This is a genomic window from Lentzea sp. NPDC003310 (assembly GCF_040610935.1).
Taxonomy (GTDB): Bacteria; Actinomycetota; Actinomycetes; order Mycobacteriales; family Pseudonocardiaceae; genus Lentzea.
Map to the genome: position 1 here is coordinate 170,291 of NZ_JBEXNC010000010.1, position 13,662 is coordinate 183,952.

At 71.1% G+C, this 13,662-nt stretch carries 18 protein-coding genes; 8 read left to right on the forward strand and 10 right to left on the reverse strand.

What is annotated here, in order from left to right:
• The first annotated feature begins 13 nt into the window (after positions 1-13).
• Complete coding sequence (locus tag ABZX02_RS21980; RefSeq protein WP_355300419.1) at positions 14-745, forward strand: SDR family NAD(P)-dependent oxidoreductase; 732 nt, start codon at positions 14-16, stop codon at positions 743-745.
• Here the strand turns inward: ABZX02_RS21980 and ABZX02_RS21985 are convergent.
• Both ABZX02_RS21985 and ABZX02_RS21990 read right to left on the reverse strand, forming a co-directional pair.
• Entirely contained in the window at positions 699-1,712 is a 1,014-nt protein-coding gene (locus ABZX02_RS21985; protein ID WP_355300420.1) for a hypothetical protein, read from the reverse strand. The two genes, ABZX02_RS21980 and ABZX02_RS21985, sit on opposite strands and share 47 nt — an antisense overlap.
• Before the next feature lie 76 nt (positions 1,713-1,788).
• Entirely contained in the window at positions 1,789-2,889 is a 1,101-nt protein-coding gene (locus tag ABZX02_RS21990; RefSeq protein WP_355300421.1) for a UDP-N-acetylmuramate dehydrogenase, read from the reverse strand.
• Between ABZX02_RS21990 and ABZX02_RS21995 the strand changes: the two genes are divergently transcribed.
• Genes ABZX02_RS21995 through purU form a run of 4 tightly spaced genes read left to right on the forward strand, consistent with a single transcriptional unit; the run spans position 2,888 to position 5,786 of the window.
• Complete coding sequence (locus tag ABZX02_RS21995; protein WP_355300422.1) at positions 2,888-3,376, forward strand: DUF2505 domain-containing protein; 489 nt, start codon at positions 2,888-2,890, stop codon at positions 3,374-3,376. The two genes, ABZX02_RS21990 and ABZX02_RS21995, sit on opposite strands and share 2 nt — an antisense overlap.
• The gene (locus ABZX02_RS22000; protein ID WP_355300423.1) at positions 3,355-4,161 is read left to right on the forward strand and encodes a class I SAM-dependent methyltransferase; all 807 of its coding nucleotides are present in this window, start codon (positions 3,355-3,357) and stop codon (positions 4,159-4,161) included. The genes ABZX02_RS21995 and ABZX02_RS22000 overlap by 22 nt, the downstream gene beginning before the upstream one ends.
• A 10-nt stretch (positions 4,162-4,171) precedes the next feature.
• Positions 4,172-4,897 carry a maleylpyruvate isomerase N-terminal domain-containing protein gene (locus ABZX02_RS22005; RefSeq protein WP_355300424.1) on the forward strand — a complete coding sequence of 242 codons (726 nt, stop codon included), beginning with the start codon at positions 4,172-4,174 and terminating at the stop codon, positions 4,895-4,897.
• Positions 4,898-4,934: 37 nt separating this feature from the next.
• Positions 4,935-5,786 (forward strand): formyltetrahydrofolate deformylase, encoded by an 852-nt coding sequence (gene purU / locus ABZX02_RS22010; RefSeq protein ID WP_355300425.1) that lies wholly within the window; start codon positions 4,935-4,937, stop codon positions 5,784-5,786.
• Here the strand turns inward: purU and ABZX02_RS22015 are convergent.
• Positions 5,783-6,181 carry a hypothetical protein gene (locus ABZX02_RS22015; RefSeq protein ID WP_355300426.1) on the reverse strand — a complete coding sequence of 133 codons (399 nt, stop codon included), beginning with the start codon at positions 6,179-6,181 and terminating at the stop codon, positions 5,783-5,785. The genes purU and ABZX02_RS22015 overlap by 4 nt on opposite strands.
• A gap of 67 nt (positions 6,182-6,248) precedes the next feature.
• Positions 6,249-7,223 carry an aminotransferase class III-fold pyridoxal phosphate-dependent enzyme gene (locus ABZX02_RS22020; RefSeq protein WP_355300427.1) on the reverse strand — a complete coding sequence of 325 codons (975 nt, stop codon included), beginning with the start codon at positions 7,221-7,223 and terminating at the stop codon, positions 6,249-6,251.
• A 127-nt stretch (positions 7,224-7,350) separates the two neighbouring features.
• Between ABZX02_RS22020 and ABZX02_RS22025 the strand changes: the two genes are divergently transcribed.
• Complete coding sequence (locus ABZX02_RS22025; RefSeq protein WP_355300428.1) at positions 7,351-8,418, forward strand: hypothetical protein; 1,068 nt, start codon at positions 7,351-7,353, stop codon at positions 8,416-8,418.
• On the opposite strand, the gene ABZX02_RS22030 is transcribed toward ABZX02_RS22025, so the two are convergent.
• Positions 8,395-8,955 (reverse strand): YbaK/EbsC family protein, encoded by a 561-nt coding sequence (locus ABZX02_RS22030; RefSeq protein ID WP_355300429.1) that lies wholly within the window; start codon positions 8,953-8,955, stop codon positions 8,395-8,397. The two genes, ABZX02_RS22025 and ABZX02_RS22030, sit on opposite strands and share 24 nt — an antisense overlap.
• Positions 8,956-9,028: 73 nt before the next feature.
• On the opposite strand from ABZX02_RS22030, the gene ABZX02_RS22035 reads away from it, so the two are divergent.
• On the forward strand, positions 9,029-9,790 hold the full coding sequence (locus ABZX02_RS22035) for a MerR family transcriptional regulator (RefSeq protein WP_355300430.1): 762 nt from the start codon (positions 9,029-9,031) through the stop codon (positions 9,788-9,790).
• Positions 9,791-9,823: 33 nt separating this feature from the next.
• Here the strand turns inward: ABZX02_RS22035 and ABZX02_RS22040 are convergent, their stop codons facing one another.
• The 5 genes from ABZX02_RS22040 to ABZX02_RS22060 all read right to left on the reverse strand — a co-directional run bounded on the left by ABZX02_RS22040 (position 9,824) and on the right by ABZX02_RS22060 (position 12,471).
• Positions 9,824-10,372: a type 1 glutamine amidotransferase domain-containing protein gene (locus ABZX02_RS22040; RefSeq protein WP_355300431.1), complete on the reverse strand. Its 549-nt coding sequence runs from the start codon at positions 10,370-10,372 to the stop codon at positions 9,824-9,826.
• 9 nt (positions 10,373-10,381) lie between these two features.
• Positions 10,382-11,038, reverse strand: a complete 657-nt coding sequence (locus ABZX02_RS22045) for an alpha/beta hydrolase (RefSeq protein ID WP_355300432.1) — start codon at positions 11,036-11,038, stop codon at positions 10,382-10,384.
• Positions 11,035-11,328: a DUF2516 family protein gene (locus ABZX02_RS22050; protein WP_355300613.1), complete on the reverse strand. Its 294-nt coding sequence runs from the start codon at positions 11,326-11,328 to the stop codon at positions 11,035-11,037. The genes ABZX02_RS22045 and ABZX02_RS22050 overlap by 4 nt, the downstream gene beginning before the upstream one ends.
• A 103-nt stretch (positions 11,329-11,431) precedes the next feature.
• The gene (locus ABZX02_RS22055; protein ID WP_355300433.1) at positions 11,432-12,088 is read right to left on the reverse strand and encodes a hypothetical protein; all 657 of its coding nucleotides are present in this window, start codon (positions 12,086-12,088) and stop codon (positions 11,432-11,434) included.
• Between the two features lie 5 nt (positions 12,089-12,093).
• Positions 12,094-12,471, reverse strand: a complete 378-nt coding sequence (locus ABZX02_RS22060) for a helix-turn-helix transcriptional regulator (RefSeq protein ID WP_355300434.1) — start codon at positions 12,469-12,471, stop codon at positions 12,094-12,096.
• A 118-nt stretch (positions 12,472-12,589) separates the two neighbouring features.
• Between ABZX02_RS22060 and ABZX02_RS22065 the strand changes: the two genes are divergently transcribed.
• Positions 12,590-13,657 (forward strand): methyltransferase domain-containing protein, encoded by a 1,068-nt coding sequence (locus ABZX02_RS22065; protein ID WP_355300435.1) that lies wholly within the window; start codon positions 12,590-12,592, stop codon positions 13,655-13,657.
• Positions 13,658-13,662 lie beyond the last annotated feature (5 nt).

Below are 13,662 nucleotides of genomic sequence, written 5' to 3' on the forward strand. Positions count from 1 at the left end.
TACGATCGAGGTCGTGAATCGACCTGTCGCAGTTGTGACCGGAGCTAGCGCGGGCATCGGCGAGGCCACCGCGCGGCGGTTGGCCGCCGAGGGCTTCCACGTCGTGCTCGGCGCACGTCGTCTGGACCTCCTCCACGTTATCGCGAAGGAGATCGAGGGGACGGCCATCGAGTTGGACGTCACCGACGAGGCCTCCGTCGCCGCCTTCGCGGACCGGGTACCCCAGTGCAACGTCCTCGTGAACAACGCGGGTGGTGCCCGCGGGCTCTCGACCGTGGCCGAGGGCGTCGCGGACGAGTGGCGCTGGATGTGGGAGGCGAACGTCCTCGGCACGCTGCTGGTGACCAAGGCGTTCATCCCGAAGCTGATCGCGTCCGGGGACGGGCACGTCGTCTCCGTGACGTCCATCGCGGCGTTCGAGGCCTACGACAACGGCTCGGGCTACACGAGCGCGAAGCACGCGCAGTCGGCGCTGCACCGGACGTTGCGCGGGGAGCTCCTGGGCCAGCCGGTGCGGATCACCGAGATCCAGCCGGGCATGGTCGAGACGGACTTCTCGGCGAACCGCTTCGGCGGCGACACCGAGCGCGCGGCCAAGGTCTACGAGGGCATCACGCCGCTCGTCGCGGACGACGTGGCGGACGTGATCGCGTTCGCCGTCACCCGGCCGTCGCACGTGAACCTCGACACGATCGTGCTCAAGCCGCGGGCCCAGGCCTCCGCGACGCGGGCACACCGGGTGTGAGCAGGTCCACGTCCAGCTGACGCAGGACGGGCTCGATCGGGTTCGCAAAACCGGTCGAGCCCGATCCGGCGACGTACAGGCCGACGACGAGGTTGTCCGCGTCGACCAGCACCGCGCCGCTGTCCCCGTGGTCGCCGAACCGCTCGGCCGAGTGCACGCGGATCTGGTCGCGCAGGGTCCGCACGCCGATGCCCCCGCCGAAGTCGAGCCGCAGCGTCGCGTCCACCGACTCGATCACGCCGTGGGTGAGTCCGGTGGTGCGGCCGCGTTTGCGCACGGTCGAGCCGACCACCGCCGGCGTGCTGCCGCGGACCGCGCCGACGTCGAGCACCTCCGCGCGGAACGGCCGTTCACCCATCCGCAGCCCCGCCGCCGCCACCGAACCCGCGAGCGCCGCGCGGTCCAGCACGGCGACCTGGTCGGCGCCGGGCACCCCACCGTCCACTCTGGACGGGTGCACGAACTCGTCGCCGACCGACCACGAGTCGTCGACGCAGCCGACGTGGAACGTGGTGAGCCCCAGCACCTTCCGCTGCTCGTCGCGCGTGACCGCGAACGCCCCGAGCGTGCCGGCGATCACGAACTCGCCCGCCTTCGGCACCTCCGGCGGCACGACCCGGAACGACCGCGCGGGCCCGATGCCGATGCCGCCGCGCAGCACCGGGTGCCGTTCCGCCGCAACGGGGTGCTCGTCCTCGGAGCGGATGATCCTGGCGCGGTGCAGCACGATCGACTCGGCCACCACGTCGGTCGGCACGCCGCCGACCTCGACCGGGATCTGCTGCGGCTGCTCGGGTCCCTTGGCGCACACGTAGACCACGATCGCGGCCTTGCCGGTCGGGCGTCCCGCGGTGACCTTCTCGCCGATGTCGACTCCGATGACGCCGGGGCGGGCCAGGAACTCGTCTTCGACCATGCGCTTGATCGGCCTGATGACCTCGCGCGCGTTCTCGTCGAGGTAGCTCATAGCGACCTCCGTATCCCATCTACCTCAATGAAACACGCCTGGTAGCGGTTGGTCACATAGAGTCACTCGAACAGACCTAGATCTGAACGCCCACGAAGACCGGTTCCGGGTGCAGTTCCACGCCGAACGCCGCCCGCACGCCGTCGCGCACCTCGCGCGCCAGGTCGAGCAGGTCCTCGGTCGACGCGCCGCCGCGGTTCGTCAGCGCCAGCGTGTGCTTGCCGGACAACGAGACCCGGCCGCCGGGGCCCTGGTGGCCCTTGCGGAAGCCCGCGCGTTCGATCAGCCAGGCGGCGGAGAGCTTCTTCTGCCCGTGGCCCGCCGGGTAGCTCGGCACGTCGACGTCCGCGCCGAGGCGTTCGGCGATGCGGATCAGCACGCCCGAGAACGTCGAGTCGTCGATGATCGGGTTCGTGAAGAACGAGCCGGCGCTCCACGTGTCGTGGTCGGCGGGGTCGAGCACCATGCCCTTGCCGCGGCGCAGTTCCAGCACGGCCTTGCGGGCCTCGTCGGCGGGCACGCGGTCACCCTGCGCCACGCCGAGGACGCGCGCCAGCTCGCCGTAGCGGATGGGCGCGGACATGCCGCCCGCGGTCAGCGAGAACCGGGTGCGCAGCACGACCGCGTTGTCCGTGTTCTTCAACGTGCTGGTGCGGTAGGCGAGGCCGAGCTTCGCGGCGGGCACCTGGTGCACCTTGCCGCTGCGGCGGTCCAGCAGATCGACCGACTGCAGCACCTGGGAGATCTCGACGCCGTACGCACCCACGTTCTGCACGGGCGTGGCGCCGTTGAGGCCGGGGATGCCGGAGAGGCACTCGAGGCCGCCGAGGCCCTGCGCGACCGCCTCGGCGACGACCGCGTCCCACTCCTCGCCCGCCTCGACGGTGAACTGGACGATGCCGCCGCCCAGCGGGTCGAGCCGGAAGCCCTTGGTGGCGACGTGCACGACCGTGCCGTCGAAGCCGCCGTCGGAGATCACGAGGTTGGACCCGCCGCCGAGCACGAGGACCTTCTCGTCGGCTGCGGCGTCGGCTGTTCGCACGGCTTCGACCAGCTCAGCGGCGGTCGTGGCGTGGACGAACCGCGCGGCCGGGCCACCGAGTCGGAGCGTGGTGCGCTCGGCCAGAGGTACGGACTGCGTGGTGGTCACAGACGTCAACGGTAGCCTCCGCGACATGGCACGCCGCATCGAGCACCACACCACGTCACCCCACTCGGCGGAGAAGGTCTTCGGCGCGATGGTCGACGAGACCTACCTGCGCGACCGGCTGGCCGCGATCGGTGGCCCCGGCGCCACCCTGGTGACGTTCGACAAGACCGACGAGCGCACGTCGTACCAGCTCAAGCAGGGTGTGCCCGCGGAGCACGTGCCGTCCGCGGTGAAGGCGGCGCTCGGCGGCGACCTCGTGATCAACCGCACGGAGACGTGGGCCGCGGGTGCCGGCACGGTCGAGGTGCTGGTCAACGGCGTGCCGGGCCGCCTGGAGGGCTCGTTCACCGTTCTGGACAACGGATCCGGCTCGAAGCTCACCCTCTCGGGGGAGGTCAAGGTCAGCATCCCGTTCCTCGGCGGCAAGATCGAGAAGCTGATCGAGGAGCAGGTCGCCGTCCTGCTCGACAAGGAGAGCGAGTTCACGTCCGAATGGCTCGCAAACCGCGGCTAGCGGCCGGCCGGGCCCGTGCGCTCGGCCTGCCGACGCGCGGCACGACCAACCCGAACCGCCTGCGCCGGGTCGACCGGTGGATGGCCGGGACGCTCGCCTCGTTCCTGAGGGACGCACCCGACCCGCTCGTGGTCGACCTCGGGTACGGCGCCACGCCAGTGACCACCGTCGAGATGGCCGCGCGCCTGCGGGTCGTCCGCCCCGACGTGCGCGTGCTCGGGCTGGAGATCGACCAGGACCGGGTGGACGCGGGCAAGGCCGTGTCGGATCCACCGTTCCTCGACTTCCGGCGGGGCGGCTTCGAGCTGGCCGGTGCGCGGCCGGTGCTGCTGCGCGCGTTCAACGTGCTGCGCCAGTACACCGAGGAGCAGGCGTTCGAGGCGTGGGACACGATGCTGTCCCGGATGGCGCCCGGCGGCCTGGTCGTCGAGGGCACGTGCGACGAGATCGGCCGCCGGTGCACGTGGGTGACGCTCTCGTCCGAGGGTCCGCGGACGTTCACGCTGGCCGTGAAGCCGTCCGGCATCGAGGTGCCATCCGACGTGGCCGAGCGGCTGCCGAAGGCGTTGATCCACAAGAACGTGCCGGGCGAGCGCGTGCACGCCCTGCTGGCCGAGCTCGACGCCTGCTGGGCGACCGCGGCGCCGTTCGCCCCGTTCGGGCCGCGGGCGCGGTGGGTGGAGTCGGTGCGGCTGCTGGTGGAGCGCGGCTGGCCGGTGCTGGACGACCGGAAGCGGTGGCGGCTCGGCGAAATCACGCTCGAATGGGCGGCCGTCGCGCCCTAGGGTGGATCACGTGGACTTCGTCGCGCAGATCGAGACCCAGGCTTCGTCGATGCGTTCGGCCGCTCTCCAGGCAGGTCCGGAGGCGCCCGTTCCCACGTGTCCCAAGTGGACGGTGCTCGACCTCGTGCGGCACATCGCCGAGGTGCACACGTGGGCGGCCCAGGCCGTCGTGACCGCACCGGAGGACGGCCGGCCCGCCTGGCCCCAGGCGCCACAGGACTTCGATGACGCGTTCTCCTTCTGGGACAAGGGTCACGCCACTCTCCTCGACCGGCTGCGCGAGGTGCCGGTCGACCGTCCCGCATGGACGTTCCACGGCCCGCAGGTCGCCGGTTTCTGGTCGCGCAGGCAGGCGCACGAGACGTCGATCCACCGCCTGGACGCCGATCTCGCGACCGGTCACGAGCTGCCACCGCTGGCGTTCGACCCCGAGTTCGCGGCGGACGGGATCGACGAGTACCTCCACACGATGGTGGCTCGGCGGTTCGAACTCGGCTACCACGTCACCGCCACCGGCAGGCTGCTGGTGCACGCCGCCGACGCGGGCCGCACCTGGCAGCTCGAACTGACGGCGGGCGAACCCCTCGTCGTCACGGCCCCGCAGGACTCGGCCTTCGACGAGGACGCCACCCTGGCGGGCACCGCGGACTCGCTCTACCGCGCGTTCTACGCCCGGCCGAACCACGCGATCGTGACGGGAGACGAGTCGCTGTTGGCCGGGCTGCCCAGGCCGTGAATACTTCTGCGGCGTGTCATCGCCTGAGCGTCGCTATGTGATCACCTTCGGCTGCCCGGACCGCACCGGCATCATCGCGAGGATCTCGTCGTTCCTCGCGGAGCACGGCGGCTGGATCGTCGAGGCCGCGTACCACACGGACCCGGAGACGGGCTGGTTCTTCACGCGCCAGGAGGTCCGCGCGGACTCCCTGCCGTTCGGCGTGGACGAACTGCGCACCCGCTTCGCCGACGTGGCCGCGGGTCTGGGCGCCCAGTCGACGTGGACGGTCACCGACACCGGCTCGCGCAAGCGCGTGGTGATCCTCGTGTCGAAGGAGGGCCACTGCCTGTACGACCTGCTGGCCCGCGTCGCCACCGGCGAGCTGGACGTCGAGGTCTCCGCCGTCATCGGCAACCACCCGGAGCTCGGCGACATCACGCGCGCGCACGGCATCCCGTTCCACCACGTGCCGTTCCCGGTCAACGACCCCGAGGGCAAGCAGGCGGCGTTCGCGCAGCTGCGGCTGCTCGTCGAGAAGCACGACCCGCACGCCGTGGTGCTGGCCCGGTTCATGCAGATCCTGCCGCCGGAGCTGTGCGCGGCGTGGAGCGGCCGCACGATCAACATCCACCACAGCTTCCTGCCGTCGTTCATCGGCGCCCGCCCGTACCACCAGGCGCACCGGCGCGGCGTGAAGCTCGTCGGCGCGACGTGCCACTACGTGACGGCCGACCTCGACGCCGGGCCGATCATCGAGCAGGACGTGATGCGGGTGCACCACGGCGACTCGGTGGCGGACATGGTGCGCAAGGGGCGGGACATCGAGAAGGTGGTGCTGGCGCGCGGGTTGCGGTGGCACCTGGAGGACCGCGTGCTGGTGCACGGCAACCAGACGGTGATCTTCTAGGTCGGGAGCACCTGCGGCTTGCGCGGTCCCCACTTCTGCTCCAACTCCGGGGGCAGGTAGTAGGTGCCCGACCGGAGCTCCCTGCCGTCGGTGCTGCGGACCACGTAGGTCGGGTAGTAGGTGTCCCAGGGACCGAGCCAGCAGTCGCGTTCGCCGATCTCGACGATCTCGTCCACGACCTGGTCGGTGACCGCCTCCGCCTTCAGCGTCACCTCCAGGCGCAGGTAGTACGCGTCCGGCGCGAGGCCCTGGCTGAACTCGTAGTCGGCGTCGTCGACCTCGGGACGTTCCTCCCAGTGGTCGACGATCTGCTCGCCCAGCTCAGTGAGCTGGTCGGCGGTCCTGCCCCCACCGAAGCACCCGGACAACGACAGCAGCAGACCCAAGATCAGCACGATTCGCACCACGCACCCCCAGGGCCGTGATCATGGCAGGGGGTGCGCGGTGCCAACCAGACAATTCTCAGAGCTTGTTCGCGGCCATCCCCACCGCCTCCACCAGCCACCCCGCGTCCTCCGCCGACAGCACCGCGGGCGGCGTGAAGCTGACCGTCCGGCCGCGGAAGTCGGCGAGCACCCGCCGCCGCAGCAGCTCACCGGTGAACACGTCGGCGGCCCGCTGGTCCGGCAGCTCCACGCCGAGCATCAGACCGCGCCCGGTCGCGTGCGCCTTCCCCGCGACCACCGCCCGCAGGCCGTACAGGAGCTCGTCGCCGAGCAGCTTGGCCCGTTCGACCAGCCCCTCGGACGCGAGGACGCGCAGGCACGCGTTGACGGCGGCGGACGCGAGGGGCGACACGGTCTCGGGGCCGCGCCACAGCGGCACCTCGACCTCGGCCGAGGCGACCACGGCGGCGATCGGCAGCACGCCGCCGGACAGGCCCTCGCCGACCAGCATGATGTCCGGCGTCACACCGTCGAGGTCGACGCCCCACCACACGCCGAGGCGGCCGAGGCCGGAGCGGGTCTCGTCCACGACGAGCAGGGCACCGGCCTCGCGGCACACCTCGGCGACGGCGCTCAGGTAGCCCGTCGGCGGGGGCGCTGCGCCGCGGACCGGTTCCACCAGCACGCACGCCGGTGGGCCGGAGGCGAGGGTGGAGCGCAGCGCGTCGATGCCGCCGTACGGGACGTCGCCGGTGGTGAGGACGCGGGGGCGGCCGTTCGCCTGAGCGAGGGCCACGGCGAACTGGGCGGCTTCGGAGGCCGAGGCGAAGGTGTGGATGTGGTCGAGCCCGTTGGGGGTGACCAGGTCGAGCATCAGGCGGTCCAGCAGCGACGGCCGGCGCACCTGGCCGACGACGGCCTGCACGACGGCCGGGTGGGCGTGGCCGAGCAGGGGGACTCCGTACCCGCCGCAGTCGAGGTACTCGACGCGGTGCGGGTCTACCACTCGGGCGCCTCGGGCAGCGCATCCGGTCAGCAGTTCGGTGGCCAAGGGGGAACCTTTCCTCGGGGCAGCGCGGCCCGCGGCCGCTCGTCGGGAGGGCGAGCGGACCTGGGTTCCCACCAACTCATTCGGATTCGGGGACCCGTTGGTTCGACCGAGGCATAGTCTTTTTGCCGTGCGGATCGAAATCACCGACCTCGACCAGCTGCGGGCAGCACCTGACCTGCGCAAAGCCGTCATCATCGGGCTGGACCTCACTCGCGAGGACGTCCGGGTGCCCCTCGACGGCGCGCTGCTGCTCGGCTGCACCCTCAGCGAGACCATGCAGCGCCGTGCGGAGGCCGCCGGAGCGCTGCTCTTCCCGGTGATCCCGGACCTGCCCTACGACGTGTACCGGTCGTCGCTCTACACGCCCGCCGAGCTCTTCGCGGGCTTCGACCCGGCCGACCCGAAGTCGTACGCCGACACCCCGGACGCGGCGATCTACCGGCACAGCAAGCAGCAGGGCCACCACCCGGACGCCCTGCACGCGCTGGCCGAGCGCCTGCACGACCACTCGATCACCGAGGCCCTCGACGAGACGCTGACGGGCTCGCCGGTCGCGGTCATGGGCGGCCACGCCCTGGCGCGCGGCTCCGCCGGCTACCGCAGCGCCGTCGCCCTGGGCGCCGCCCTGGGCAAGGCGGGCTTCACCGTCCTGACCGGCGGCGGACCAGGCGCGATGGAGGCCGTGCCGCTCGGCGTCCGGCTCGGCGAGGTGGACGACGACGTCCTCGCGGCCATCGCGCAGGCGCCGTCGTTCGGCCACGACGACGAGTCGATCGGCCGCTGGCTCGCGGCGTTCCCGGAGCTCCCGAGCTTCGAGACCCCGCGCACGATCGGCATCCCGACCTGGTTCTACGGCCACGAGCCGCCCAACCCGGCCTGCGAGCTGCACGCCAAGTACTTCGCGAACTCGGTCCGCGAGGAGGGCCTGCTGACCGTCGCGACCGGCGGCATCGTCTACACGCCGGGCAAGGCGGGCACGGTCCAGGAGGTCTTCCAGGACTTCACGCAGAACTACTACGGCAGCGTCGGCCCGGCCGCGCCCATGATCTTCCTGGACAGGACCTTCTGGACCGAGGAGGTCCCGGCCGCCCCGCTCGTGCAGAAGCTGGCGGAGGGCCGGGAGGCCGAGCAGTGGATCCTCGTCACGGACGACGTGGACGAGGCGATCGAGCTACTGCTCAAGTACACGAGCTAGGTCCGGCAGGACCTCGGCCCCGGTCAGCTTCATCAGGACGTCACCGGGGATGAGGATCTTGCTGCCCCGGATGCCGCTGCCCACGATCAGCTCGGGGGCGGCGGCGACCTCGGGCGAGACGAGGATCGGCCAGTCCGCGGGCACGCCGACGGGCGTGATGCCGCCGTACTCCATGCCGGTCAGGGCCACGGCCTCGTCCATCGGCGCGAACGACGCCTTGCGCGCGTCGAGCCGCTTGCGGATCACGCCGTTGACGTCGGCGCGCATGGTGGCGAGCACCATGCAGGCCGCGTACCGGACCTGGTCACCCCGCTTGCCCGCCACGACGACGCAGTTCGCGGAGGCTTCCAGCGGCGAGCCGTAGTGGGCGCAGAACTCGGCGGTGTCGGCGAGCGTGGGGTCGATCTCGGCGACGGCGACGCGGTCGGCGCCGTCCAGCGTCTTCAGCGCAGCTGCGACCGGTTCGGGCACGAGGTCGAGGCGCGACAGCACAGGGACGGGTTCCAACGAACCAGCGATAGTCCACACGCCGACCATCCTGCCAAACTGCGTTTGACCTTGACGCAACGTCAACCCTTACCTTCGTTCTCAGCGCGAGGGGAGAACCGAGATGGCCTGGTCGATCGCCCAGGTGGCCCGGATGTCCAAGGTGACGTCCAGGACGCTGCGGCACTACGACTCGATCGGCCTGCTGCCGCCGGCCTGGATCGGCGACAACGGTTACCGCTACTACGAGAAGGAACAGGTCCACCGCCTGCAGCAGATCCTGCTGCTGCGCGACCTCGGCCTGGGCCTCGACGTGGTCGGCGAGATCTTGAACGGCACGGACCAGCTCACGGTCCTGCGCAACCACCACCGGTGGCTGCGCGAGGAACGGCAGCGGCTGGACCGCCTGGAGAGCACCGTCGCGCGCACTATCGCCGAACTGGAAGGAGGGGACGAAGTGAAGATGGAAGAGCTGTTCGACGGCTTCGACGCGAAGAAGCAGGAACGGCACGAGGCCGAGCTCGTCGAGCGGTACGGCGAGGGTGCCCGTGAGCACATCGCCGAGAGCCGCAAGAAGATGCAGGGTTGGACCCGCGCGGACGCGGACCGGTTCATGGCGGAGTGGAAGGACATCGCGGAAAAGCTCGGTGGCCTCTACACCGCCGGCGCGGCGGTCGACGCTCCGGAGACGCAGGAGCAGATCGACCGCCACTACCGCTGGATCTGCCTGAGCTGGACGCCCAACCGGGAGTCCTACAAGGGACTCGGCGACCTCTACGTCGACTCGGACGAGTTCCGGGTCAACTTCGAGGTCGACGGCGGCGGCAACATGGCCGAGTGGACGCGCGACGCGATGGCCGTCTACGCCGAGACCCGGCTGTCCTAGCAAACGATCACCGGGAGCTGCAGATCCCGGTGGTCACCCCAGGCCGAAGGCCTTCAGGGCCTCGCGGTTGAACGCCGGCAGGTCGTCCGGGTTGCGGGACGTCACGAGCGTCCAGCCGTTCATGTCGCACACCCGCACCTCCTCGTCGGCCCAGTCGCCGCCCGCGTTGCGGATGTCGGTCTGCAGGCTCGGGAACGAGGTCAGCATCTTGCCGCGGACCACCCCGGCCTCGACCAGCAGCCACGGCCCGTGGCAGATCGCCGCGACCGGCTTGCCCGCGGCGACCAGGGCCTTCACCAGTTCCACGGCGCCGTTCTCCATGCGCAGGAAGTCGCTGTTGGCGACGCCGCCGGGGATCACCGCGCCGTCGTAGTCGTCCGCGCTCGCGTCGGCGTAGGTCGTGTCGACGGGGAACTTGTCGGCGGGCGTCAGGTGGTTGAACCCCTGCACCTCGCCGAGCTCCGGCGCGAGCAGGCGCGGTGTGCCGCCCGCCTTCTCCACGTGCGCCCACGGATCGGTGAGCTCGACCTGCTCGATGCCCTCCGCGGCGACCAGGAACGCGATCTTCTTCTGTTCAGCCATGCACTTCGGCTACCCGGCGAAGAACGACACCAACCGATGCCGGATCTCGGTCCGGTGGGTGATCATCGGCGCGGGCGAGTCGACCAGCCACAAATCGCCGTTCGGGAACGCCGCCGCGGTCGCCTTGGCCACGTCCTCGGGGTGCAGCGGATCGCCCACGGCACCGATGACCAGGACCGGAGCCGTCACGGCGGCCAGCGCGGACGTGTCGGGAACGGCCACCTGACCGGGCAACTGCTCGGCAGCCGCCGCGAGCCTCCCCAACGCCGCGCGGCGTTCGGCGACGTAGGCCGGCGGCCCGGTGGTCAGGTCGGAGAGCTGCTGCACCGTGAACGGCTCGCGCGGCTGGTCCAGCACGGCGGGCAGCAGCAGGGCCACGCGGGAGAACCGGTCGGGCTCGGTCGACAGCAGCCGCACGAGGGCGCCGGCACCCAGGGACACGCCCACCGCGTGGTCAGCGGGAACGGTGCCCAGGTCGGCCGCGATCCGGCCGTAGTCCCAGTAGCCGGCAGGAGCGTCCGGGGCCTCCCCGTGCGACGGCAGGGTCACCACGACGCGGGTGCCGGGCAGCCCGGAGGCCGGGACGCGCGCCTCGCCGGGTGTGGCTCCGAGGCCGTGGGCGACCAGCGTCACCGGCGAGCCGGAGCCGTGCGAACGGGTGATCACCAGCGCGGGCCGCGCTGGACCTCGATCAGCTTCGGGCGCACGTCCACCATGTAGACGAGCACCGCGATGAGGCCGGCCAGCCAGAAGATCGACCCGACACCACCGGGACCGAACAGCAGCAACGCCGCCGTCCCACCGCCCGTGATGCCCAGCCAGGCGGGCTTGGTCATGCGCTCGGCCGCCGTGTAGGCGTCCACCCGCTGGGTCAGCGCGTGGAAGAAGGCGAACAGCCCCACCACGCTGAACACCAGGTCGAGCGCGAAGTACACGACGGTGTCGAGGTACCAGATGCTGAAGATCGGGATGTCGAACACCTCCCCAGACTACGTGCACGAAAGCCGGGAGGGGAGCAGCCCTCTCGGACTGCTCCCCTCCCGGTGACCTCTCAGCGACTCACTTGGTGGTGTTCGTTGTGGTCTTCTTCGCGGCCGCGGTGGTGCGGGTGGTCGTCGCGGGCTTGCGCGGCGCCGTGCGGTTCGCGGTCTTGCGGGCGGTGCTGCGGACCTCGTGCGCGACCTCGCCACCGGCCTCGACGACCTCTTCGGCCAGCTTCTCGGCCGCGTCCTCGACCTCGTTGGCGACCTTCTCGCCGACCGAACGGGTGCGGCGGGTCACCTTGCCGAGGACGTCGTCGGCGAGCACCTTGGCGTCGGCGGCGGCGGACTCGGCGCGCTTCTGCGCGGCCTCGACGGCCTGCTCGACCTGCTCCACGGCCTGCTTGACCTGCGGCTGGGCCTTGATCTGCTCCAGCGTCTGCTCGCCCTGGTCGGCGAGGTAGGTGTACAGGTTCACCGCGGAGGCGGTGTAGGCGTCGACCAGCTTCTTCAGCTCGGCCGGCTGCAGCTTCTCGCGCAGGTCCTTGAGCTCGTTCGGGAGGTCGACGGCCTGGGTGCGGGCCTCGTCGGCGCGCTCCTTGGCCTTGTTCAGCGCCTCGACCACGGCCTTGGCGGCGAGGTCACCGGCGCCGAGCGCGGCGAGCAGCGCCTGGCGGGCGGCGTGGGCGGCCTGCTCGGCACCCTTGCGGACGTCGTCCTGGGTCAGCTTCGGCATGGAGATCAGTCCTCCTGGTGTGTGGCGGTGTTCTCCCGCCGGAAAGATTCGTAGACGTCGAGCAGCACCTGCTTCTGCCGCTCGGTCAGATCGGTCGCGGCGACGATGGCGTCCGCCAACGCACCGCCTTCGCGCTGCTGGAGGATCCCGGCCTCGACGTAGAGCACTTCGGCCGAGATGCGCAGCCCCTTGGCGATCTGCTGCAGGATCTCCGCACTGGGCTTGCGCAGTCCCCGCTCGATCTGGCTGAGGTAGGGGTTGGAGACACCCGCCTGCTTCGCCAACTCCCGCAAGGAGATCTTGGCGGTGTTGCGCTGCTCGCGGATGTACTCACCGATGTTGCGGCCGAGGTCCGCGACTGCTTTGTCGATGGACTTGTCCACTGTTTCCCGCTCCCGTTCCTCGTGCCACCAACCACGTTAGCGACGAGTGCTAGCAGTTGCAAGCACTCTGCTAGCAATCGCTGCGTGGGCTCCGCCACAGGGATACCGTGGGGGTGACATGGACGACGCCGGAGCCCTGCGCGCCGAGCTGGCGGACCACCTGCTCGGCTCTGGTGCGCTGCGCGACTCCCAGTGGCACAACGCTTTCCGGGCCGTTCCGCGGCACGGGTTCCTGCCGTGGTTCTACCGGCAGCTGGCCGACGGCGACTGGGAGCGGATCACCGCGGGCGATCCGCGCTGGCTCGAGCTCGTCTACGCCGACCGGGTGTGGGTTACCCAGTTCGACGGCGACGACACGGTGACCGGCGGCACACCGACGTGCTCGTCCAGCATGCCCACGATCATGGCGATCATGCTGGAGGCACTGGAGGTCCACTCCGGACAGTCGGTGCTCGAGGTCGGCACCGGCACGGGGTACAACGCGGCTCTGCTGTGCCACGTCACGGGTTCCGGCAACGTGACGACCATCGACGTCGACCCCGACATCTCGGCACGAGCCCGCGAACGCCTGCACGCCAACGGTTTCTCCCCCACCTGCGTGACGGGTGACGGCGCACTCGGCCACCCCGCCCGAGCCCCGTACGACCGCTTGCTGGCCACCTGCTCCGTCGCGACGATCCCGCCCGCGTGGCTGGAGCAGACGAGACCGGGTGGCCTCGTCGTCACGACGCTGCACCGCCCGATCGGCGCGGGCCTGGTCCGCCTCGTCTCGGGCGGCGACGGCACGGGCGAAGGACGCGTGCTCCCCGAGGACGGGCGCTTCATTCCGCTGCGCGCGCACGCCCTGCCGCCCGCGTTCGCCGGAGCGGGCGAGTTCGACCGCCGCGCCACCACCGTCCCGTTCGCCACGGTGGTCGACCCCGCGAGCCCGTTCGAGTTCTTCGCGGGCATCTCGCTGCCGGACGTCGTCGCGGGGCCCAACCGGTTGGCCCATTCGGACGGATCCTGGGTGCACCACCGCCGCGCGCACGTCGACCAGGGCGGCCCGCGCCGGCTGTGGGACATCGCGGAGGACGCCCTCGCCCAGTGGCGTGACCTGGGCGAACCCCGTCGCGCGGACTTCGGTGTCACGGTCGCGCACGACGTCCAGCACCTCACGCTGGGCGAGCTGAGCTGGCCTCTGTGATCAAC